Source organism: Cobetia sp. 1CM21F (genome assembly GCF_023161745.1).
GTDB lineage: Bacteria > Pseudomonadota > Gammaproteobacteria > Pseudomonadales > Halomonadaceae > Cobetia > Cobetia amphilecti.
This window is the reverse complement of sequence record NZ_JALNTQ010000002.1, coordinates 1,153,928-1,169,567: the sequence shown is the minus strand read 5'-3', so window position 1 is coordinate 1,169,567 and position 15,640 is coordinate 1,153,928. Positions and strand designations below refer to the sequence as shown.

Sequence of the window (15,640 nt, the reverse complement as noted above, 5' to 3'; positions counted from 1 at the left end):
GTCGATCAGGGCCACGCATGCAGCGTCCTTCGGATGAAATGTCCCAAGGCAATCTGCCTGTGTCTGACGACCATTTCTACCATTGAGTTCAACGAGTCGAAGCATTGAATGTCCGAGTCTTCTGAAGGCGTATTGTACGTGGTCGCCACGCCGATTGGTAACCTCGATGATCTCAGTCCCCGCGCCGCGCGGGTGCTGGGAGAAGTGGACCTGATCGCAGCCGAGGATACCCGCCACAGCGCGCGGTTGCTGCGTCACCTGGGCCTGGAAGTGCCCATGATGTCCCTGCACGATCACAACGAACGTGGTCGTGTCGACCAGCTGTGTCAGGCGCTGGAGGCAGGCCGACGCGTCGCGCTGGTCTCCGATGCCGGCACGCCGCTGATCTCCGATCCCGGTTTCATCGTCGTGCGCGCCCTGCGCGAGCGTGGCTTCAAGGTAGTGCCGCTGCCGGGGCCGTGCGCGTTGATCACCGCCCTCAGCGCGGCGGGCCTGCCGACGGATCGCTTCACCTTCGAAGGCTTTCTGGCCCACAAGGGCGGCCCGCGTCAGGCGCGCCTTGCCGCGCTGCGCGACGATAGCGCCACCCATGTGCTGTATGAATCCCCGCACCGCATCCAGGCGCTGCTCGGCGATATCCGCGAGGTGCTGGGAGAGCGCCGGGTCGTGCTGGCCCGTGAGCTGACCAAGACCTTCGAGACCTTCCTCGATGGCACGGCGGCCGAGCTGCTGGCGCAGATGGACGCTGACAGTGATCAGACCCGCGGTGAATTCGTGGTCATGATCGAAGGAGCGCCGGCACGTGACGGCGATGAGGCGGCCAGTGTCGAAGGCGACGCCCTGTTGCAGGTGCTCTTCGAGGAGGGCGTCGGCGTCAAGCAGATGGCCGCCATTGCCACACGTCTGGTGGGCGGGCGCAAGAAAGCCTGGTATGCCAAGGCGCAAGCCATAAAGGACGCGGCAGAGGAATAAGCAAACCTCTGTCACGCCAGACTTTTTTGCCGCTGCCATTGTTCGGTCTGCACGGGCTTCGTCTTGTGAAAGGCCCATGACACTGGTAGTCTTGCGCGCTTGGGAGACGGCCAGACAGTCGCCGCCAGCGCAAGCTGGGGGAGGAAAGTCCGGGCTCCATAGGGCAAGGTGCCAGATAACGTCTGGGCGGCGCGAGCCGACGGCAAGTGCAGCAGAGAGAAGACCGCCTACGTCAGCTTCGGCTGACCGGTAAGGGTGAAAGGGTGCGGTAAGAGCGCACCGCGCGGCTGGTAACAGTTCGCGGCGAGGTAAACCCCACCTGGAGCAAGACCAAATAGGCCCCCTATGCTGCTGCCCGCAGTGGGGGCGGGTTGGTTGCTTGAGCCCTGAAGTGATTCAGGGCCTAGATGAATGACTGTCCACGACAAGACCCGGCTTATCGGCCATCTCCCGCCTTATAACGTCAGTGTGCTGCCAGCCTTCGCGATGCGAGCGATGGCAGCACACCTTGAATTCGCATGACCGGCGCCGTCCGCTGCGTGTTTCGTGAATGACCATTGCAGTTGGATGGCAACGAACACGCTGCCGTGACAGGCGCCGGTTGTCGGTTATGGCACTTGAATTCGTGTTTCAGCCGCTTGCCTGCTGCACGCAGGCGCTGTTTCCGCCCTTATGCTGTCGGTGTCCTTTGCCACCGGCTTTCACTGCTCGCATCGCGTGCCAAGGTCCAGAGTTTCGTCATGTCCAAGCCCAGCGCTCCTTCCGTTACCGAGTCTGCCGATACCGAGTCCGTCGAAGTGGCTGATCGCTTCGCGCATGTCAGTGTCATGCTCGACGGCGCGGTCGATGGCCTGATTCAGGACACGGCCGGCGTCTACTTCGACGGCACCTTCGGTCGCGGTGGCCATTCGCGTCTGATCCTGTCGCGTCTGGCGCCCGAGGGGCGTCTGATCGCCTGTGATCGTGACCCCCAGGCGCTGGCGGAAGCCGCGACCATCGACGACGAGCGCTTCAGTATCCATGCCGGTGAATTCGCGCGTCTTGGCGAATATGCCGAGCGTGAGGGCGTGCATGGCCAGCTGGATGGCATCCTGCTCGACATCGGCGTGTCATCCCCGCAGCTGGATGATGCCGAGCGTGGCTTCAGCTTCATGAATGATGGCCCGCTGGACATGCGCATGGACCCCACCAGTGGCGAGAGCGCCGCCGAGTGGCTGTCGCGTGCCAGTGCCGAGGACATGGCCTGGGTCTTCAAGACCTATGGTGAGGAGCGTTATGCCAAGCGCCTGGCGCGCGCCGTGGTGGAGCGTCGCGCCGAGCGACCCATCACGCGCACCGGCGACTTCGCCAGCCTGATCAAGGATGCCCACCCCAACTGGGAGAAGCACAAGCACCCGGCGACGCGTGTCTTCCAGGCGATCCGCATTCACATCAATGGTGAGCTGGATGAGCTGACCCGCGCGCTGGATGCCGGTCTCGAGGCGCTCAAGCCCGGCGGTCGTCTGGTCGTGATCAGCTTCCACTCGCTGGAAGACCGCATCGTCAAGCGCTTCATGCGTGACAAGGCGCGGGGGGATCAGGCGCCGCGTGGCATGCCGATCCGTGAAGACCAGCTCAACAAGCGTCTCAAGCTGGTGGGCAAGGCGCAGAAGGCTTCGCAAAGCGAAGTCGATGCCAATGTCCGTTCGCGCAGTGCCGTGATGCGCATTGCCGAAAAGCTCAAATAGCGTCAGTGCTTCCTCCGGGGAATCGTGCCTCTTTCTGCGCCTGCCTACCGGCAGGCGCGCGCGCAAGTGGGCTGTGGTGAAAGGACGACACAAGTGTTGCCGTGCTGCAACTCTTAGCGGCTAACGCCACTTGCTGACATAATGCGCCGGGCGCTTCAAACAAGTGAGCGAACATCGCGCCTGCACGGTGGCAGTCTGCAAGGATATTCGTGATGCGGGGCATCACGTTCAGAGTGATTAGGGAGTCGGCATGGCGGGACGGAGACAGGATGGCTGGACGGGTAACTGGCCGATCAAGGTGCAGATGCGTTGGCGTCACCTGTGTTTCGCGGTGCTGATGCTCAGTCTGCTCGGCTCTGCCGCTGCTGTCGTGATCAGCTCCCACCTCTCGCGTGGCCAATATGCCCAGCTGCAGAAGCTGGAAGCGGCGCGCGATGATGCGCGTGCACGCTGGGGCCGCCTGCTGCTGGAAGAAAGCGCCTGGTCGGCGCCGGCGCGTATCGAAAGCATCAGCATCGAGCGACTCGAGATGCGTGTCCCGGATGTCCACGATGTCGAGGTCATTCGCTGATGGCCACGCGTCGCCCGCCTTCGTCTCGCCCGCGCAACCCGCGCAAAGCCGCCGGCGCTGAGACGCCCGCTCGTACCAAGGCCGCAAGCGGTGCCCGCAAGAGCGCGCGCGCGGCCATGGGGCCAGCCCGCTATCGCATCATGCTCTTCATCGTGCTGGCCGGGCTTGTCGCTCTGGTCGGCCGCATCGGCTATCTCCAGCTCTTCGATCAGCAGTTCCTGCAGGATCAGGGCGACGCACGCACCCTGCGTGTCGACAGCATCAATGCTCACCGCGGCATGATCACCGATCGCACCGGTGAGCCGCTGGCGATCTCCACGCCGGTCATCACCCTGTGGGCCGACCCGCGCAAGGTGCCCGACGACCCCGTGCGGCTGTCATTGCTGGCGCGCGCGCTGGGGCAGAAGCCGGATGATCTGATCGCACGCGTCCGCCGCTATCGTGATGCCGGCAAGGGCTTCATGTACATCAAGCGCCAGATGACCCCGCCGCAGGCTCAGCCTGCCATTGACCTCGATATTCCGGGCGTCAGCCACAAGCAGGAATACAAGCGCTATTACCCCTCCGGAGAAGTCTCCGCCCAGTTGATCGGCGTGACCAACGTCGATGACAAGGGCCAGGAGGGGCTCGAGCTTGCCTACAATTCCTACCTTTCCGGTACGCCGGGCAAGCGGCGCGTGCTCAAGGACCGCAAGGGGCGCCTGGTGCGTGACCTGCACCTGATCAGCGAAGCCAAGCCCGGTGGCGACCTGACACTCTCCATCGACCTGCGTCTGCAATACATGGCCTACCGTGAGCTCAAGGCGGCCGTGGCGGAGCACCGCGCCGATGGCGGCACCCTGGTGATGATGGATGCGCGCACCGGCGAAGTGCTGGCGATGGTCAATCAGAAGTCCTATAACCCGAACAACCGTGCCGGGCTTGATCCCGCCGGGCTGCGTAACCGCGCGATCACCGATGCCTTCGAGCCCGGCTCGGTGATGAAGCCGCTGTCGATGAGCGCCGGCCTTGCCTCCAGCAAGTATCAGCCGGACTCGGTGATCGATACCACGCCGGGTTACATGCGGGTCGATCAGTTCACCATTCGTGACTTCCGCAACTACGGCAAGCTCGACATGGCGGGCATTCTCTATCATTCCTCGAATATCGGCATGAGCCGCATGGCGCTGAGTCTCGAGGATGATGCGGTGTGGAATCGCTACTATGAGCTGGGCCTCGGCCAGGCGCCGGGCACCGGCTTCCCGGGCGAGACGACCGGCGTGCTGCCGCCGCCGACCAACTGGTCGCGCAGCAAGCGGGCCTCCATCTCCTACGGTTACGGTATCAGCGTCTCGGCGCTGCAACTGGCCAGCGCCTACACCGCGCTCGCCAACGACGGCCGTCGTGTGCCGCCGTCGCTGCTCAAGGTCAAGACGCCGCCGGTCGGTGACCAGGTGATCTCATCGGACAACGCGCACGCCTTGCTCGGCATGATGGAGAAGATCGTGCAGCCCAACGGGCCTGCCAAGCGGGCGGTGGTCGAAGGCTATCGCATCGCCGGCAAGACCGGCACCGTGCGCAAGGTGACGGCCGGTGGCTATCAGAAGACCGCGTATCGTTCGTTGTTCGCGGGTGTGGCACCGGTGTCTGATCCGCGTATCGTGACCGTGGTGATGATCGAGAACCCCAAAGGGGAAGAATATTACGGCGGTCTGGTGGCGGCGCCCGTGTTCGGGCGCGTGGTGGGCAAGGCTTTGCGCCTGCTGGATGTGCCGCCGGACAGCAAGGTCGGTGAGTAACGCTTTTCATGTGGCACGGTCGTCGGCCTCGGGCGGGCGACTGCGTCTTTTTTCTCATGTAGTGAATACGTTCCGGGACATCGGGAACAAGGAAGGTCTTCCGACATGACTTCACCGCACGATTCCAGGCGCCTGGGCGAGTTTCTGGCGCGCCCGTTGGCCACGGCGACAGACATGCTGGCAGCATTGCTGGCGCTGTGGCCAGGCGCCCTCAATGACGATTGCCGTGCACGGCTTGCCGCGCGCGATGACTGGCACCTGACGATCGACAGTCGCAGTGCCGCGCAGGGCTCCCTCTTCATCGCCATCCCCGGCATCGCCAGCGATGGCCGCGACTATATCGCCGCGGCGCTTGAGGGCGGTGCCGAGCTGGTGCTGGCCGAAAGACCTGCAGGCGGGGATGCACATCTCGCACTGCATTCAGACGATGCCAGAGTCGTCTGGCTCGAGAACCTGGGCGAGCAACTCGGTGAGCTGGGCCGCCAGGCCTTCCGCGTGCCCGAGTCGCTGACGCTGGTCGGGGTCACGGGCACCAATGGCAAGTCTTCCGTCACCCATTACATCGCCGAGCTGGCCGAAGCGATGGGCACGCCCGCCGGCATGATCGGCACGCTCGGCATCGGGCGTCCCGGCGCGCTGGTCGCGGGCGAGCGCACCACGCCCGATGCCCTGGCCGTGCAGGCGGCGCTCAAGGGCCTGAGCCTGGCCGGTGCCGAGCTGATCGCGATGGAAGTCTCCTCGCATGCGCTCGATCAAGGGCGCGTCAATGGCTGTCGCTTCACCGTCGCGGGCTATACCAATCTTTCGCGGGATCACCTCGACTATCACGGCAGCATGGCGGCCTATGCGGCGGCCAAGGCGAAGCTGTTCAAGCGCCCCGAACTCAAGCTTGCGGTGCTCAACGCCGACGATGCGCTGGCGCGTCTGATGCTGGCCGGCATGCAGCGCGGCGTGCGCGTACTGGCGATGGGGCGTGATGATGTCGCGACCCTGCGCGTGCTGGATGTCTTCCCCGAGCCGCTGGGGCAGGTTGCCGTGATCGCGACGCCGGATGGCGAGCGCGAGCTGGGCCTCAATCTGATGGGGCGCTTCAATCTCGACAACGCCTTGCTGGCAATGTTGATCCTGCATGGCCTCGATTATTCGTTCGAGGGGCTGTTTGCCGCCGCGCCGCGTCTGACGCCGGTACCGGGCCGCATGCAGCGCCTGAGTCGTGATGGCGCGCCGGTGGTGGTGGTCGACTACGCCCACACGCCGGAGGCCGTCGAGACGGCGCTGACCGCGCTGCGTGCCCACCTGCCGGCGCGGGATGATGCGCGCCTGTGGTGTGTACTCGGCTGTGGCGGCGATCGCGACAGCGGCAAGCGCCCGCTGATGGCCACGGCCGCCGAACAGGGCGCCGACCGGGTCGTGATCACCGATGACAATCCGCGTAGCGAGGATGCCGCCGCCATCCGTCAGCAGATGATGACCGGCATCCAAGCCCGCGAGCGCGTGCTGGATATCGCCGAGCGTGGCGAAGCCATTGCCCAGGTCATCCGTGATGCCGGCGAGCATGATGTCATCCTGATCGCCGGCAAGGGGCACGAGGACTATCAGGAAATCGACGGTCAGCGACTGCCGTTTTCCGATGTGGCCCATGCGGTCGCGGCGCTGGAGCGTCGTGAGCTCTCGATGCTGGAAGGTCAGGAGCGTGACGCATGAGTGCGCCTGAACAGTCCGTCGGTCTGAGTACCTTCGAGGAAGTGGCCGCGGTGCTCGGGGCGCAGTTGCCACAGGCATTGCGCGGTCAGGCACTGGGCGCCATCGAGACGGATACCCGCAAGCTTGGCGAGCAGGTCGCACCGCTGTTCGTGGCCCTGAAGGGTGAGCGCTTCGATGCCCATGACTTCCTCGCCCAGGCTCGTGCCAATGGCGCCGTCGCGGCGCTGGTCGAGCGGGCAGTGGATGATCCGCTGCCGCAGATCGTCGTCGCGGATACCCGGCTGGCCTTCGGGCTGCTGGCGGCGGCGCGTCGCCGTGCCTGGGGTAAGCCGCTGATCGCGGTGACCGGCAACAGTGGCAAGACCAGCGTCAAGGGTCTGGTGCATGCCATCCTTGTGCGGGATGCCGCGCGTTTCGAGGCCGAAAGCCTCGCCAATCATGGCAATCTCAACAACGATTTCGGCCTGCCTATGACGTTGCTGCGCTTGAGCAATGCCCACCAGCACGGCGTGGTCGAGCTGGGCGCCAATCATCTCGGCGAGATCGCCTGGACGACGGCCCTGGCGCGCCCGCAAGTGGCGGTGATCACCAATGTCACCGGCGCCCATGTCGGCGAATTCGGCGGCATGGGGCAGATCGCCCAGGCCAAGGGCGAGATTCTGGCGGGCTTGAGCCCGTTGGGAGGGCGACGTCCGGTCGCGGTGCTCAACCGTGATGACGCCTACTTCTCGCTATGGCAGGCGCTGGCCGCAACCGGCCAGGCGGTCGATGTCATCGACTTCAGCGTTGCGGATGGGGTTGTGGATAGCAGCGTGGATAGCGTTGATCGCCCGGCACGCCTGCAGGCACGTGAGCTAGGCGCGGATGAACTCGGGCGTTATGCTTTCGAACTGACGTTTGATGGCCGCTCGCTCGGTCGTGTCCAACTGGCGTTGCTGGGGCGTCACAACGTGGCCAATGCGCTGGCGGCTGCCGCGGCGTGCCTGGCACTGGGCATCGACAGTGATCTGGTGATCGCCGGGCTCGAGAGCGCCGAGAGCGTGCCCGGCAGGCTGGGCGTCGTGACAGGCATCAACGGTTCGCGTCTGCTGGATGACAGCTACAACGCCAACCCCGGTGCCATGCTGGCGGCGCTGGATCTGCTGGCGACACTGCCTGCGCCGCGCTGGTGCCTGATGGGCGCCATGGGCGAACTCGGAGCAGACGCCGAACGTCTGCATGCCGAGGTGGGCGATTACGCCCGCAAGCTGGGCATAGATTTCATTGCCACCTGCGGCGAGGGCGCTCAGGCGACTGCCGAGGCCTTCGGGGCCGGTGGCAAGCACTTTATCGAGCGGGCAGAGCTGGAAGCTTACGCCCGTAACCATCTACCCACCGGGGCCAGTGTTCTGGTCAAGGGGTCTCGCAGCGCTGGCATGGAGAATGTCGTTGCCGCGCTCAAGGTCGACGCATCAAGGTGAATGTGAGTCATGCTGCTGCTGCTTGCTGAGTTTCTGGCCCAATTCAATGGCGCCTTTACGGTTTTCAATTATCTGACCCTGCGCGTGGTATTGGCCACGTTGACGGCACTGTTGCTGTGTCTGTGGCTGGGTCCCTGGGTCATCCGCAAGCTCGTCGATGGCCAGATCGGCCAGGCCGTGCGCGACGATGGCCCCAAGTCTCACCTTTCCAAGGCCGGCACTCCGACCATGGGCGGCGTGATGATCCTGCTGTCGATGGCCGTCTCCACTCTGCTGTGGGGCGACCTGACCAACCTGTATGTCTGGGTGGTGCTGGCCGTCACGCTGGGCTTCGGTGCCGTCGGCTGGGTCGATGACTACCGCAAGGTGGTGGAGAAGAATCCGCGTGGCCTGCCGGCGCGCTGGAAGTACTTCTGGCAGTCGGTGGTGGGCATCGGCGCCGCCGTGGTGCTGTATCTGACGGCGAGCACGCCGGCCGAGACGGGCCTGCTGGTGCCGTTCTTCAAGGACGTCGTCATCCCGCTGGGCGTGTTCTACATGGTGCTGACCTACTTCGTGATCGTCGGCAGCTCCAATGCGGTCAATCTGACCGATGGCCTCGATGGTCTGGCGATCATGCCGACCGTGCTGGTCGCCATGGGCCTGGCCATCTTCGCCTACGCTTCGGGCAACCTGAAGTTCGCCGAGTATCTGCACATTCCGTTCATCGCCGGTTCCGGCGAGCTGGCCGTGTTCTGCGCCACCATCGCGGGTGCCGGCCTCGGTTTCCTGTGGTTCAACACCTATCCCGCCCAGGTCTTCATGGGCGATGTGGGCGCGCTGGCACTCGGCGCGGCACTGGGGGTCGTGGCGGTCATCGTGCGTCAGGAAATCGTGCTGTTCATCATGGGCGGCGTCTTCGTGATGGAAACCGTCTCGGTGATCCTGCAGGTCGGCTCCTACAAGCTGACCGGGCGACGCATCTTCCGCATGGCGCCGCTGCATCACCACTTCGAGCTGAAAGGCTGGCCGGAGCCGCGCGTCATCGTGCGCTTCTGGATCATCACCGTCGTGCTGGTGCTGCTTGGCCTGGCCACACTCAAGGTTCGCTGAGGACGCATTCGCGATGACCCTCTCTGTCACCTCTCAAGCACCGGCCTCGCCGGTGCCTGCCAAAGGACCGACCCTGGTGGTCGGTCTTGGTGTCTCCGGACAGGCGATCGCTCGCCATCTGAGTGATCGCGGCATCGACTTTGCCGTCGCCGATACCCGTAGCGCACCGCCGGGCCTCGAGAGCCTGCGCGAGCATGCGCCGCAGGCCGAGGTACATCTCGGCCCGCTGGAAGCGCTGGACCTGTCACGCTTCGGCGAGGTGGTGCTCAGTCCGGGCATTGACCCGCGTCAGGCGGTGTTCGATGGGGTTCGCGAGCGACTGGTCGGCGAGATCGCACTCTTCGTGCGTGCGCTGGATGAGCGCCAGGCCCGCGATGCGCAGGGCAAGCGGCCCACGCTGGTCGCGATCACCGGCTCGAACGCCAAGTCCACCGTGACCACGCTGATCGCGAAGATGGCCGCGCGTGCCGGTCGTGACGTGGCGGTCGGCGGCAATCTGGGCACTGCCGCGCTGACATTGTTGCGTGAGCAGCCTGATGCCGAGCTCTACGTGCTGGAGCTGTCTTCCTTCCAGCTCGAGACCACGCCTGAGCTCAAGGCCGATGTCGCCTGCTTCCTGAATCTCTCCGAAGATCACCTCGATCGCCACGATGGCATGCGCGGCTATCAGGCCGCCAAGCGCGGCATCTTCCGCGGCGCAGGCCTTGCGGTCGTCAATGCCGATGACGCCTGGAGCTGGCCGGCCGAGAATGATGCGGTGGCGCGAGTCAGCTTCAGCGTGCAGCTCGGTGAGTCAGCTGATGAGTCGACCGATGAGGCTGCCAGGCAGGCGCAATGGCGCCTGGCGGAGCAGGGCGGCACGCTGTCGCTATGTCATGCCGAGTCTGGCCAGCTGCGCGGCGTGATGCCTGCTGCGGACGTGCGACTGGCCGGCCGCCACAACCAGGCCAATGCGCTGGCGGCACTCGCGATGGGCACGGCGATCGGCCTCGACGAGACGGCGATGGTCGCCGAGCTTGAAAGTTTCGCGGGGCTGCCGCATCGCGGCGAACTGATCGCCGAGGTGGCGGGCGTGCGCTGGATCAATGATTCCAAGGGTACCAATGTCGGGGCGACGCTGGCGGCGATTGCCGGTCTCGGCCCGACGCTCGAGGGCAAGCTGATATTGCTGGCCGGCGGTCAGGGCAAGGGCGCGGACTTCACGCCGCTGGCGGCGCCATTGGCCCGTTACGCCCGTGAGGCGGTGGTGTTCGGTCAGGATGCGCCGTTATTGACGCAAGCCCTGGCCGGTGGCGTTACCGTGACGCCAGTCATGACGCTGTTGGAGGCCATGCGTCATGCTCGACAGATCGCTCAGGCGGGGGACTGCGTACTGCTGTCACCGGCCTGCGCCAGTCTCGATCAGTTCCCCAATTACATGGCGCGCGGCGACGCGTTCCGTGACTGGGTCACGCAGCACATCATACCCGGTGCTGACTGCAATTCTGGCCCTGGCGGCAGCGACAAGGAAGCCTGCGATGCGTAACAAGGCCCGGCGAGTCCATGACACCTTGACGGCAGAGCGTCAGCCCGTCGACGGCTGGCTGCTGTTCTGCGCGCTGGCGATCCTGTGTATCGGCTGGGTGATGGTGACGTCTGCCTCCAGCGAGATCTCGAGCGAGCGCTTCGATGGCAATGCCTTCTACTACAGCATGCGTCACGGCATCTTCATCGTGATCGGCCTGGTAGCCGCCTTCTGTACGCTGCGCGTGCCGATGTCCGCCTGGCAGCAGCGCAGCTTCGCGATGCTGATGCTGGGCTTCGTGCTGCTGGTGGTCGTGCTGGTGGTCGGGCGCGAGATCAACGGCGCCAAGCGCTGGATACCGCTGCCATTGGTCGGCGGGGTGCAGGCCTCCGAGATCGCCAAGCTGTGTCTGATGATCTGGCTGGCCGGCTATCTGGACCGCCGCCTCGACAAGGTGCGCGCCAGCGTCGTCAACGGCCTCATTCTGCCCTGCGTTCCCTTGCTACTGATGATCGTGCTGCTGGCGCTGGAGCCTGATTTTGGCTCCATCGTGGTCATGGGCGGTGCCGTGATGGGCATGCTGCTGATGGCGGGCGTCGCCTGGTGGGGCTTCATCGTCTTGCTGGGCCTGGCCGGCGGCGGTGGTTGGCTGTTGGCGATCGCCGAACCCTATCGCTGGGAGCGTCTGACCACGTATACCGACCCGTGGGCCAACATGTATGACAGTGGCTACCAGCTGACCCAGGCGCTGATCGCCTTCGGCCGTGGCCACCTGAGCGGCATGGGGCTGGGCAACAGCGTGCAGAAACTGTTCTATCTGCCGGAAGCACATACCGATTTCGTGTTTGCCGTGCTGGCCGAGGAGCTGGGCTTGATCGGGGCGACGGCCGTGGTGGCGCTGTTCGGACTGCTGATCTACCGCGCCTTCAAGATCGGTCGCCGCGCAGAGCTCGCCGGCTTGCCGTTCAGCGCCTACCTCGGCTACGGTATCGCCCTCGTGCTGGGGGCGCAGGCCTTCATCAACATCGGTGTGGCCAGCGGATTGCTGCCCACCAAGGGGCTGACTCTGCCCTTGATGAGTTATGGCGGTTCCAGCCTGATCGTCAGTTGCGTGCAGATCGCGATACTGCTGCGTATCGATGCCGAGACCCGCAAGCTGACCCGCACACCGACAGGAAATACCGCCGCGCCCCGGCGCAAGGCCAAGAAGCCGACCGAGACACCGCAAGGAGCACAGGCATGACGTCATCTTCTTCTACTATCGCTCCCGAGGGGGCGGTTGACTCGGTAGACACTGTCTCCAAGGGCGTCGTGCTGATGATGGCCGGCGGCACGGGAGGGCATGTGATCCCGGCGCTGTCGCTGGCGCGTGCCCTCGCGGCGGCCGGTCACGAGATCCATTGGCTGGGCAGCCCGCGTGGCATCGAGAACCGTCTGGTGCCTGACGCCGGCTACCCGCTGCATCGGGTCGAGGTCGCGGGCCTGCGCGGCAAGGGGCTGGCGGGTTATGCGGCGATCCCGTTTCGTCTCGCGCGTGCCGTCCTACAGGCGCGGCGCGTGATCCGTGAGCTCAAGCCGGTGCTGGTGGTGGGCCTCGGTGGCTTCGCCAGTGGTCCGGGCGGGCTTGCGGCGCGCCTTGAAGGCATTCCACTGATCATTCATGAGCAGAATGCCATCGCGGGCCTGACCAACAAGGTGCTGGCGCGGATGGCGACGCGTGTCTACGCCGCCTTCCCGGGCGCCTTCCCGCCGGCCCTCGGGGCTCAGGTGGTGGGCAATCCGGTGCGCGATGAGATCGCCGATGTCGGTGCCGCAGGTCATACGTCCGAGTCTGCTGTCGAGACGGCAGGCGAGGCGCGTGCCTTGCATCTGCTGGTGATGGGCGGCTCGCTGGGCGCTCAGGCGCTCAACGAGACGCTCGCGCCGGCGCTGGCCCTGCTGCCGGAAGCCTCGCGCCCCGTGGTGCGCCATCAGGCCGGACGTGACAAGCAGGAGGCGACCCTTGCCGCCTATCAGGCAGCCGGCGTCACGGCTGAGGTCAGCGAGTTCATCGGTGACATGGCCGAGGCCTACGCCTGGGCAGACCTCGTGGTCTGTCGCGCTGGCGCCCTGACCGTGGCCGAGCTGGCTGCGGCAGGTCGGCCTGCGGTGCTGGTGCCGTTCCCCCACGCCGTGGATGACCACCAGACCGTCAATGCCGCGGTATTGGTCAAGGCGGATGCCGCGCGCCTGATTCCCCAGAATACGTTGACTGCCGAGCGCCTCGCCGAGACGCTGGCAGAATTGCTCGACCCCAAGATACTCACTGGCATGGCCGCTCGCGCCCGCAATAGTGCGGAACTCGATGCGGTAGCGACCATGCTGGCAGGCTGCATGGAGACTCGCCTTGAACGCTAGCAATTCTGATCGCGGTGCAGGTATGCGCCGCATCCGTCGTATCCACTTCGTCGGCATCGGCGGTGTGGGCATGTGTGGTATTGCCGAAGTACTGGGCAACATGGGCTATGAGGTCAGCGGCAGTGACCTCAAGGAATCGGCCGTCACGGCGCATCTGCGTGAGTGCGGCGTGCGTGTCGCCATCGGTCATGCGGCCATCAATGCCGAAGGCGCGGATGTGGTCGTGGTCTCGACCGCGGTGGACACCACCAACCCGGAAGTGGCCTGGGCGCGGGAGCATCGCATTCCCGTCGTGCGTCGCGCCGAGATGCTCGCCGAGCTGATGCGCTTCCGCCAGGGCATCGCGATTGCCGGTACCCACGGCAAGACCACCACCACCAGCCTGACCGCGACCCTGCTCGCGGAAGGTGGCATGGACCCGACCTTCGTCATCGGCGGCAAGCTGACCAGCGCGGGCACCAATGCCCGTCTGGGCGAGGGCGAGTATCTGGTCGCCGAGGCGGACGAGTCCGATGCCTCCTTCCTGCATCTGCAGCCGTTGATCTCGGTGGTGACCAACGTCGATGCCGATCACATGGCCACCTATGAGGGCGACTTCAATCGCCTCAAGGACACCTTCATCGAATTCCTGCACAACCTGCCGTTCTACGGTCTGGCGGTGCTGTGTATCGATGATGCCAACGTGCGTGAGCTGCTGCCGCGTGTTCAGCGTCAGTTCGTGACCTACGGCTTCAGCGACGATGCCGATTACCGCATCAGCGATTTCCGCCAGGGTGGCGGTCAGCTCAGCTTCACGGCGCTGCGTCCGGAAGGCCATGCACCGCTCGAGATCACCCTGGCGATGCCTGGTGAGCACAATGCGCTCAACGCCCTGGCGGCGATCGCCATCGCCACCGATGTCGGTGTCAGCGATGAGGCCATCGCCCGCGCACTGGCAAGCTTTGCCGGTGTCGGTCGTCGCTTCCAGGTGCATGGAGAATTCGCGGCACCCGATGGCGAGCAGAGCGTGATGCTGGTGGACGATTATGGCCACCACCCACGCGAAGTGGAGATGGTGATTCGCGCCGTGCGCGCCGGCTGGCCGCAGCGCCGTCTGGTGATGGCCTACCAGCCGCACCGTTATTCGCGCACTCATGATCTCTATGAAGACTTCGTGCGTGTGCTGTCCGAAGTCGACACGTTGTTGCTGCTGGATGTCTACAGCGCCGGGGAAGCGATGATTCCGGGCGCCGATGGCCGCTCGCTGGCGGGCTCGATCCGTCAACGCGGTCAGGTGGACCCGCTGTTCGTCGAGCACAAGCGTGCCTTGCCGGACCTGCTCAAGAACGTGCTGCGTCCGGGCGATATCCTGATTACCCAGGGGGCGGGCGATGTCGGTGGCATTGCGCTGGCACTGGCGGGGGCCGACCTCAAGCTTGACGAGGTGACGCTATGACCGTCTCTTCCTCCCCATCCGGGTCGGCAGGCGTGAATCCTGAGCTGGCCACGCGCTATGGACGTGTCGTGGTGCTGTTCGGTGGCCTGAGCGCCGAGCGCGAGGTGTCGCTCAAGAGCGGTGCGGCGGTGCTGGCGGCCCTGCAGGGCGCAGGTGTCGATGTGCAGGGCTATGACATGGCGCATGGGCTGGCCGGTCTCGAGGCATTGCGTCCCGACCGTGTCTTCATCGCCATGCATGGTCGCGGCGGCGAAGATGGCTCCTTGCAGGGTGCGCTGGAATTGCTGGGCATCCCCTACACCGGTAGCGGCGTATTGGCCTCTGCACTGGGCATGGACAAGCTGCGTACCAAGAAGCTCTGGGATATCGAAGGCTTGCCGACGCCACGCTCCTGTCGCCTGGCGGCGGATACGGACTGGCAGTCGGTGCTCGAGACGCTCGGGACACCGGTGGTGGTCAAGCCGGTGCATGAGGGGTCGACACTCGGCATCCATGTCGTCGAGGACGCCCAGGCGCTCCAGGATGCCTGGACGGATGCCAGCCGCTTCGATGCGGTGGTGATGGCCGAGCGTTTCATCAAGGGGCCGGAATACACGGTGTCGGTATTGGACGGCGAAGTCCTGCCGGCCATTCGCATCGAAGCCGATAGCGGGTTCTATGATTACGATGCCAAATACATCGCCAATACCACGCGCTATCTGCTGCCTTGTGGTCTGAGCGCTGCGCGCGAGGCGGAATTGGCCGAGATCTCGCTCAAGGCATTCAACGTGCTGGGCTGCGAGGGTTGGGGGCGTGTCGATGTGATGGAAGATGCGGACGGCGCCTTCTGGCTGCTGGAAGTCAACACCTCGCCGGGCATGACCGATCACAGCCTGGTGCCGCAGTCCGCGGCGCATGTCGGGCTCGATTTCGCCACCCTGGTGCTGCGTATTCTCGACACGACTCTCGCCGAGCGGGACGCAAACGACGCGTCAGTCGCTCAGCAGAGTGGTCATTGATC

The 15,640-nt window shown here is 65.0% G+C and carries 12 protein-coding genes and 1 other RNA gene; all 13 read left to right on the top strand.

Annotated elements, in window-relative coordinates; genetic code table 11:
* Positions 1-108: 108 nt before the first annotated feature.
* The 13 genes from rsmI to MSG32_RS10605 all read left to right on the top strand — a co-directional run bounded on the left by rsmI (position 109) and on the right by MSG32_RS10605 (position 15,638).
* A complete protein-coding gene (gene rsmI / locus MSG32_RS10665; protein ID WP_248379493.1) occupies positions 109-972 on the top strand; it encodes a 16S rRNA (cytidine(1402)-2'-O)-methyltransferase in 864 nt (287 codons plus the stop codon).
* 102 nt (positions 973-1,074) lie between these two features.
* An RNA gene (gene rnpB, locus MSG32_RS10660) (RNase P RNA component class A) lies at positions 1,075-1,427 on the top strand.
* A gap of 285 nt (positions 1,428-1,712) precedes the next feature.
* Positions 1,713-2,699: a 16S rRNA (cytosine(1402)-N(4))-methyltransferase RsmH gene (gene rsmH / locus MSG32_RS10655; RefSeq protein ID WP_054555089.1), complete on the top strand. Its 987-nt coding sequence runs from the start codon at positions 1,713-1,715 to the stop codon at positions 2,697-2,699.
* Positions 2,700-2,949: 250 nt separating this feature from the next.
* Positions 2,950-3,270, top strand: a complete 321-nt coding sequence (ftsL, locus tag MSG32_RS10650; protein WP_043332508.1) for a cell division protein FtsL — start codon at positions 2,950-2,952, stop codon at positions 3,268-3,270.
* A 116-nt stretch (positions 3,271-3,386) separates the two neighbouring features.
* Positions 3,387-5,048 carry a penicillin-binding protein 2 gene (locus MSG32_RS10645; RefSeq protein WP_054555193.1) on the top strand — a complete coding sequence of 554 codons (1,662 nt, stop codon included), beginning with the start codon at positions 3,387-3,389 and terminating at the stop codon, positions 5,046-5,048.
* Between the two features lie 105 nt (positions 5,049-5,153).
* Positions 5,154-6,752, top strand: a complete 1,599-nt coding sequence (locus MSG32_RS10640) for a UDP-N-acetylmuramoyl-L-alanyl-D-glutamate--2,6-diaminopimelate ligase (protein WP_248379492.1) — start codon at positions 5,154-5,156, stop codon at positions 6,750-6,752.
* The gene (gene murF, locus MSG32_RS10635) at positions 6,749-8,212 is read left to right on the top strand and encodes a UDP-N-acetylmuramoyl-tripeptide--D-alanyl-D-alanine ligase (protein ID WP_248379491.1); all 1,464 of its coding nucleotides are present in this window, start codon (positions 6,749-6,751) and stop codon (positions 8,210-8,212) included. The genes MSG32_RS10640 and murF overlap by 4 nt, the downstream gene beginning before the upstream one ends.
* Before the next feature lie 9 nt (positions 8,213-8,221).
* The gene (gene mraY, locus MSG32_RS10630; RefSeq protein WP_043332504.1) at positions 8,222-9,304 is read left to right on the top strand and encodes a phospho-N-acetylmuramoyl-pentapeptide-transferase; all 1,083 of its coding nucleotides are present in this window, start codon (positions 8,222-8,224) and stop codon (positions 9,302-9,304) included.
* Between the two features lie 13 nt (positions 9,305-9,317).
* Positions 9,318-10,829 carry a UDP-N-acetylmuramoyl-L-alanine--D-glutamate ligase gene (gene murD / locus MSG32_RS10625; protein WP_248379490.1) on the top strand — a complete coding sequence of 504 codons (1,512 nt, stop codon included), beginning with the start codon at positions 9,318-9,320 and terminating at the stop codon, positions 10,827-10,829.
* The gene (ftsW, locus tag MSG32_RS10620; protein WP_248379489.1) at positions 10,822-12,051 is read left to right on the top strand and encodes a putative lipid II flippase FtsW; all 1,230 of its coding nucleotides are present in this window, start codon (positions 10,822-10,824) and stop codon (positions 12,049-12,051) included. The genes murD and ftsW overlap by 8 nt, the downstream gene beginning before the upstream one ends.
* 77 nt (positions 12,052-12,128) lie before the next feature.
* Positions 12,129-13,205: an undecaprenyldiphospho-muramoylpentapeptide beta-N-acetylglucosaminyltransferase gene (gene murG / locus MSG32_RS10615; RefSeq protein ID WP_248379704.1), complete on the top strand. Its 1,077-nt coding sequence runs from the start codon at positions 12,129-12,131 to the stop codon at positions 13,203-13,205.
* Between the two features lie 22 nt (positions 13,206-13,227).
* A complete protein-coding gene (gene murC, locus MSG32_RS10610) occupies positions 13,228-14,640 on the top strand; it encodes a UDP-N-acetylmuramate--L-alanine ligase (RefSeq protein ID WP_054555190.1) in 1,413 nt (470 codons plus the stop codon).
* The gene (locus MSG32_RS10605; RefSeq protein WP_248379488.1) at positions 14,637-15,638 is read left to right on the top strand and encodes a D-alanine--D-alanine ligase; all 1,002 of its coding nucleotides are present in this window, start codon (positions 14,637-14,639) and stop codon (positions 15,636-15,638) included. Before murC ends, MSG32_RS10605 begins: the two co-directional genes overlap by 4 nt.
* The last annotated feature ends 2 nt before the right edge of the window (positions 15,639-15,640 follow it).